Origin of the sequence: Mycolicibacillus koreensis (assembly GCF_002104795.1) — a bacterium.
GTDB classification, from domain to species: Bacteria; Actinomycetota; Actinomycetes; order Mycobacteriales; family Mycobacteriaceae; genus Mycobacterium; species Mycobacterium koreense.
In genome coordinates this window covers 1-5733 of the sequence record NZ_NCXO01000084.1, presented here as the reverse complement: position 1 = coordinate 5733, position 5733 = coordinate 1, and the positions used below count along the sequence as shown (strand labels likewise).

General features: G+C 74.3%; 5 protein-coding genes. 4 read left to right on the top strand and 1 reads right to left on the bottom strand.

The window, feature by feature from the left end; genetic code table 11:
• The 3 genes from B8W67_RS19725 to eccA all read left to right on the top strand — a co-directional run.
• The coding region (locus B8W67_RS19725; RefSeq protein ID WP_085305864.1) for a S8 family serine peptidase at positions 1–1091 on the top strand (1091 nt) is incomplete at its 5' end.
• Positions 1088–2626, top strand: coding sequence for a type VII secretion protein EccE (gene eccE / locus B8W67_RS19720; RefSeq protein WP_234806835.1), 1539 nt, complete (start codon positions 1088–1090; stop codon positions 2624–2626). The genes B8W67_RS19725 and eccE, both read left to right, overlap by 4 nt.
• Positions 2627–2640: 14 nt before the next feature.
• A complete protein-coding gene (gene eccA / locus B8W67_RS19715) occupies positions 2641–4485 on the top strand; it encodes a type VII secretion AAA-ATPase EccA (RefSeq protein WP_085305860.1) in 1845 nt (614 codons plus the stop codon).
• 63 nt (positions 4486–4548) lie between these two features.
• On the opposite strand, the gene B8W67_RS21600 is transcribed toward eccA, so the two are convergent.
• Entirely contained in the window at positions 4549–4671 is a 123-nt protein-coding gene (locus B8W67_RS21600; protein WP_264033581.1) for a hypothetical protein, read from the bottom strand.
• A 26-nt stretch (positions 4672–4697) separates the two neighbouring features.
• On the opposite strand from B8W67_RS21600, the gene B8W67_RS21040 reads away from it, so the two are divergent.
• A partial coding sequence (locus tag B8W67_RS21040) for a PPE family protein (RefSeq protein WP_085305858.1) occupies positions 4698–5733 on the top strand: 1036 nt, incomplete at its 3' end.

Here is a 5733-nt window from a genome sequence, read left to right as displayed (position 1 = left end):
CACCGACGGTGACCGTGACCGTCCCGCCGCCCGGCCCGCCGGCACCGCCCGACGACCGGCCCGCCCACGGGCGGGGTCCGCTCGCCGCCGACACCCCGGACGACCCGGAGGTTCCCCCACCGGCGCCCGACGCCCCCGACGGGGTGGCCGGCGTGGCCCCGCACGCGGTGATCATCGCGATCCGCCAGTCCTCCCGCGCCTACGAACCCGAACATCCGTTGCCCGGCGACGCCGCCGCACGCCGCAAGGCCGGCACCGTCGCCACGCTGGCCCGCGCCATCGTGCACGCCGCCGACCTCGGCGCCAAGGTCATCAACATCAGCGTCACCGCCTGCACCGCGGCCGCCGCGCCGCTGGATCAAGGCGACCTCGGCGCCGCCGCCTGGTACGCCGCGACCGTCAAAGACGCCGTGATCGTCGCCGCCGCCGGCAACGACGGCGACGAGGACTGCGCGCAGAACCCGCTGTTCGACCCGCTGTCGGCCGACGATCCCCGCGACTGGCGCGAGGTGAAGACCGTGTCCTCACCATCGTGGTTCACCGACTACGTGCTGTCGGTCGCCGCGGTGGACACCACCGGGGCCCCGCTGATCCGCAGCCTGACCGGCCCGTGGGTGGGCGTCGCCGCCCCCGGGGTCAAGGTGCTGGGCCTGTCCCCGCAGACCGGCGGCCCGGTCAACGCCTACCCGCCGGTGCGCCCCGGCGAGGCGACCCAGCCGTTTTGGGGAAGTAGCTTCTCCGCCGCCTACGTCAGCGGGGTCGCCGCGCTGGTGCGAGCCCGGTTCCCGGGACTCTCCGCCCATCAGGTGATCAACCGGATCGTGGCGACCGCGCACAACCCGGCCCGCGGGGTGGACAACCAGGTCGGTGCCGGGCTGGTCGACCCGGTGGCGGCGCTGACCTTCGACGTCCCCGCCGGGCCGCGCCTGGCGCCGGGTGCGCGGGCACGGCTGGTGGACCCGGGCACCCCGCCCGCTCCGGGCGACCACCGGGCACGCCACATCGCGGTGGGCCTCGCCGCGACGATCGCGGCGACCGGATGGCTGCTGGGACTGCTCGCGCACGCCGGACGATCGCGACGGTCGCCATGACCCGCCTCGCGGTGCTGGCCGCCGTCGCACTGACCGGGCTCGCCGGCTGGGCGGTCGGCGGTGTCGGCGGAGCCGTCGTCGGACTCGCCGGGGGTCTGGCCGCCGCGGTGGTGCCGTGGTGGGGCCGGCCGCTGTGCGGATGGGCGGCGCTGTGGCTGCGCCGCAACCGGCCGATCCGCTGGCCGCCGCCGGTCACCGCGACCAACGACCGTAGCCGCGGCGGGGTGCGCTACCACCGCGGTGTCGCTGCGGTCGCGGTGCGGGTGTCCGGCCGCGCTCACACCCCGACGCTGCTGACCGGCGCCACCGCGGCAACGACCACCAACGTGGTCGACCTGGCCACCCTCGCCGCGCTGACCCGCCAACCCCTCGGGCTGACCGTCGCGTCGATCAGCGTGGTGAGCATCGGGACGCGGCGGGCCCACACCGGAAGCTACCCGGAGGTCTACGACACCCTGATCGGCACCGCGCCCTACGCCGGACGGCGCGCGACATGGCTGATCCTGCGGATCACGGCCGCCGACAACGTGGACGCGCTGCGGCTGCGCACCACGGTGGGCGCAGCCGCTGTGGCCGCCGCCCAGCGTGTCGCCGCGGCGTTGCGCCACCGCGGAATCCGGGCCGCGGTAGCCGGTGCCGCCGACATCGCAGCCCTCGACATCGCAGCCCTGGGCACCCCTGTCGACGCCGGGGCCCTCGCACCGCGGCGCAGGCACTGGCGGGCACTGCGCGCCGACACCGGGTGGCGGGCGACCTACCGGTACCGCCCCGAGGACATCACCACCGGCACCCTCGAGCAGGCCTGGACATGGCGCGTCGACGGTGTCGTGCAGGACGTCACGGTGTTCGACGACCACACCGTCGCCGCCACCGTCACCGTCGCGACCGCGGCCCGCCCGCTCACCCCGCCGAGCGTGCGGTTGCAGACCCTGTCGGGCCGGCAGGCCCGCGGCCTCGCCGCGCACCGGTGCGGACCCGGCCCGCTGCGGGACCGCTCGCCGCGTCCCCGACTGGCGGCGCCGGTGACCATCCCGATCGGGCCGTCCGGGGTGCTGCTGGGCCGACTCGACACCGGCGAGCGACTGCTGGTGCCCCTCGACGACCCGACGCTGTGCAGCCGGATCTGGCTCGTCGGCGAGGACGCGCTGACCAAACGGATCCTCATCCGACTGGCCGCCACCGGCGCGCGCCTGACCTGCCACAGCACCGACCCCGCCCGGTGGGCCAGCCTGCGGATGCCGTTGATCACCGTCGGCGAGGACCCCGCCCCGGCGCCGGGCACCACCGTCAGCGTCACCGACGGCAGCGTCGCCCCCACCCCACGCCCGGACACCGTCGTCGTCATCGCCGCGGCCGCCGCGCCCCCGACCGACCCGGGGGAGGTGGTGATCACCCAGACCGGCCCGGCCACCGTCACCGTCGCCACCGCCGACTGGCACCACAGCGTGCACATCGAGTTGTTCCGCGCCGAGAACCGCTATCTGGGATCGCCGGTGCGACAACCGCAGACGGTCCCCGCCGGGGTGGCGGGGTAGGCGCGGGGGCCGCGATGGCCACCGCCGCGGTGACCCTGACCGCCCGCCGCTACTTCGACGAGGCGATGGGCCGGTTGGCCGGTGACCCGGCGGGTTCCGCCGAGTGTTTCGCGGCCGCCGTCGAGGTGGACCCGGCGATGGCCGACGCGTGGCTGGGGCTCATCGCCGCCGGCGATCACACCCTGGCCACCCTCGAGCGGCTCGTCGCATGCGCCGACCGGATGCACCGGGAGACCACCCGGTTGGGCGCCACCCTGGCGGTACCGGTGAAAGCCGGCCCGTACCTGGCGATCTCGGTGACCGATGCCTCCCACGCCCGGCTGGCGTTGGCCAGCGCCCTGGTCGACGCGGGCCGCTACCCGCAGGCCGAGGAGATCCTCACCGACCCTGCCGTGCTGGACAACTGGGAGAACCATCACTGGTGCCAGCACATCCGGGCCTACCTCATGTTCGCCGCGCAACGCTGGCCGGAGGTGATCGCGACCGCGGCGACGGTGATGCCGGCGCGGGCGATCATCATGACCGCGGTGACCGCCGCGACCAGCGCGTTGGCCGCCCACGCTGCCGCGCACCTCGGCCAACCCCGGGTGGCGATGGACTGGGCGGCGCGCGTCGAGCTCACCGGGCTGCGCCCGTCCCGGGGCGAGAACGGCGACGGGGAGCGCACCGCGGTGGTCCTCGACCCGCACGAATTCCCGCTGATCGCCGCCGATCTGGCCTACGTGCGCGGCATGGCGCACCGCCAGCTCGGCCAGGAGGAGCAGGCCCAGGTGTGGCTGTCGCGGGCCACCCTCAACGGCGCCCCCATCGAACCGGCCAAACAGGCCCTGGCCGATCCCGCCCTGCAGCTGACGGTCACCGATGAACAGACCGTCAACAGCCGCACCGACAAATGGGATGTCGCCACCGAACAGTCCGAGCAGCAACGCCACGCCGAGCACGACGCCACCCGGCGCACCGAGCTCTTGACCGAGGGCCGCGCCCTGCTCGCCGGGCAGGTGGGCCTTGCGGAGGTGAAAACCGCGGTCGCCGAACTCGAGGACCAGATCGAGGTGCGCGCCCTGCGCCTGGCGGCCGGACTGCCGGTGACCAACCAGACCAACCACATGCTGCTGGTCGGTCCGCCCGGCACCGGCAAAACCACCACCGCCGAGGCGTTGGGCAAGATCTACGCCGGGCTGGGCATCGTCGCTCACCCGGAGATCATCGAGGTCAAGCGCGCCGACTTCTGCGGCGAGCACATCGGGGCCTCCGGGCCGAAGACCAACGAGCTGATCACCCGGTCGCTGGGGCGCATCCTGTTCATGGACGAGTTCTACTCGCTGGTGGAACGCCACCAGGACGGCCGTCCCGACATGATCGGGATGGAGGCGGTCAACCAGCTGCTCATCGCGTTGGAGGTGCACCGCTTCGACTTCTGCTTCATCGGGGCGGGCTACCAGGAGCAGGTCGAGGCGTTCCTCACCGTCAACCCGGGCCTGGCGGGCCGGTTCAACCGCACCCTGCGGTTCGCCTCCTACACCCCCGAGGAGCTGGTGGAGATCGCCGCCCGCTACGGCGGTCCGCGGGCCACCGTGCTGGGGCCCGACGCGCGCAGCGCCCTGCTGGACTGCTGCCGGCGTCTCGACGCGTACCGCGGCCCGGACGGCACCTGCGGCATCGACCTGATGCACAACGGTCGCTTCGCCCGCAACGTCGTCGAACGCGCCGAGCGGCGCCGCGACTGCCGGGTCGCCGCCCAGCACCGCGCCGAGCACGGATCGGTGACGGTGACCGATCTGCAGGAGCTGCTTCCCGAGGACGTCACCACCGCGGTGCGGGAAGCCTGTGCGGAGAAACACGTCCCACTGGGTGGCTGACAACTTGTCGACAACCCCCGATAGGTTAGGTTACGCTAACCAAAGTCTTTCGCGTCATCGTTGTCAGATCATTGCCAGGAAGGGGAAGCCCGGGGCATCGCCGTCGACCTTGCCGTCGACCTTGCCGTCGACCTCGCCGTCGATGATCCGGGCGGGTGCGCCATGTGTTTGGTCGTCGACTGCCATCGTTCGCTTGACGCCGGGGTCGCCCGGTGATCGCCCCGGTGTGGATGGCGATCCCGCCGGAGGTGCACTCCAGCCTGCTCAGCAGCGGGCCGGGCCCCGGGGCGCTGCTTGCCGCCGCCAGCGCCTGGCGGATGCTCAGCGCCGACTACACCGCCACCGCCGCCGAGCTCACCGCGCTGCTGGGCGCCGCCCGCGGCGCCTGGGACGGCCCGACCGCCGAGCGGTACCTGGGCGCCCACCAGCCCTACCTGGCGTGGCTGGCCGCCGCCGGCAGCCAGGCCGCCGGCGCGGCCGGACAGGTCGAGACCGCCGCCGGGGCCTACTCGGCGGCGCTGGCCGCGATGCCGACCCTGGCCGAGCTGACCGGCAACCGCGCCGCCCTCGCCGCCTTGATGGCCACCAACTTCCTCGGCATCAACACCGTGCCGATCGCGGTCACCGAAGCCGACTACGCGCGGATGTGGGTGCAGGCCGCGGTGACCATGGCCACCTACCAGGGGGCCAGCGGGGCCGCCCTGGCGGCGACCCGCCCGGTCGGCGTGGCCCCGACGGTGCTGGCCGCGGAGGCGGCCGCTTCCCCCGCCGCCGCGGTCGCCGCGGCGAACAGCACCGCCGCCGACACCGAACTGCCGTGGGGCGGACGTGATCCCATCGCCGACGCGCTCGCGGGTTCCGAGCACTTCCAGAGCATGTATCTGGTGCTGCGCGATCTGCTCCTCAACCCGGTCGGCACGATCGGACAGATCGTCACCGATTTCGCCGCGAACCCGGCGGAGGCGCTGACCACCTGGATGCCGCTGCTGTACGTGTTCGCCTACGCCGCGGTGTTCGGGGTGATCGGCACGCCGCTGTACGCGGCGATGCTGGGTCCGGCCGCCGCGGCGGCGATCCCGGTCGTCCTCGGCATCGCCGGGATCGCGCAGGTGGGTGAGGCGCCGGCCCCGGTGCCCGCCGACGACATCCCGGCCGCCGAACCCGTGACCGTCGGTGAGCGGCCCCTGGCGGTCACCACCGGCGCCGCGCCCGCCCCGGCGGCCGGACCCAGCATCGCCGCGTACAGCG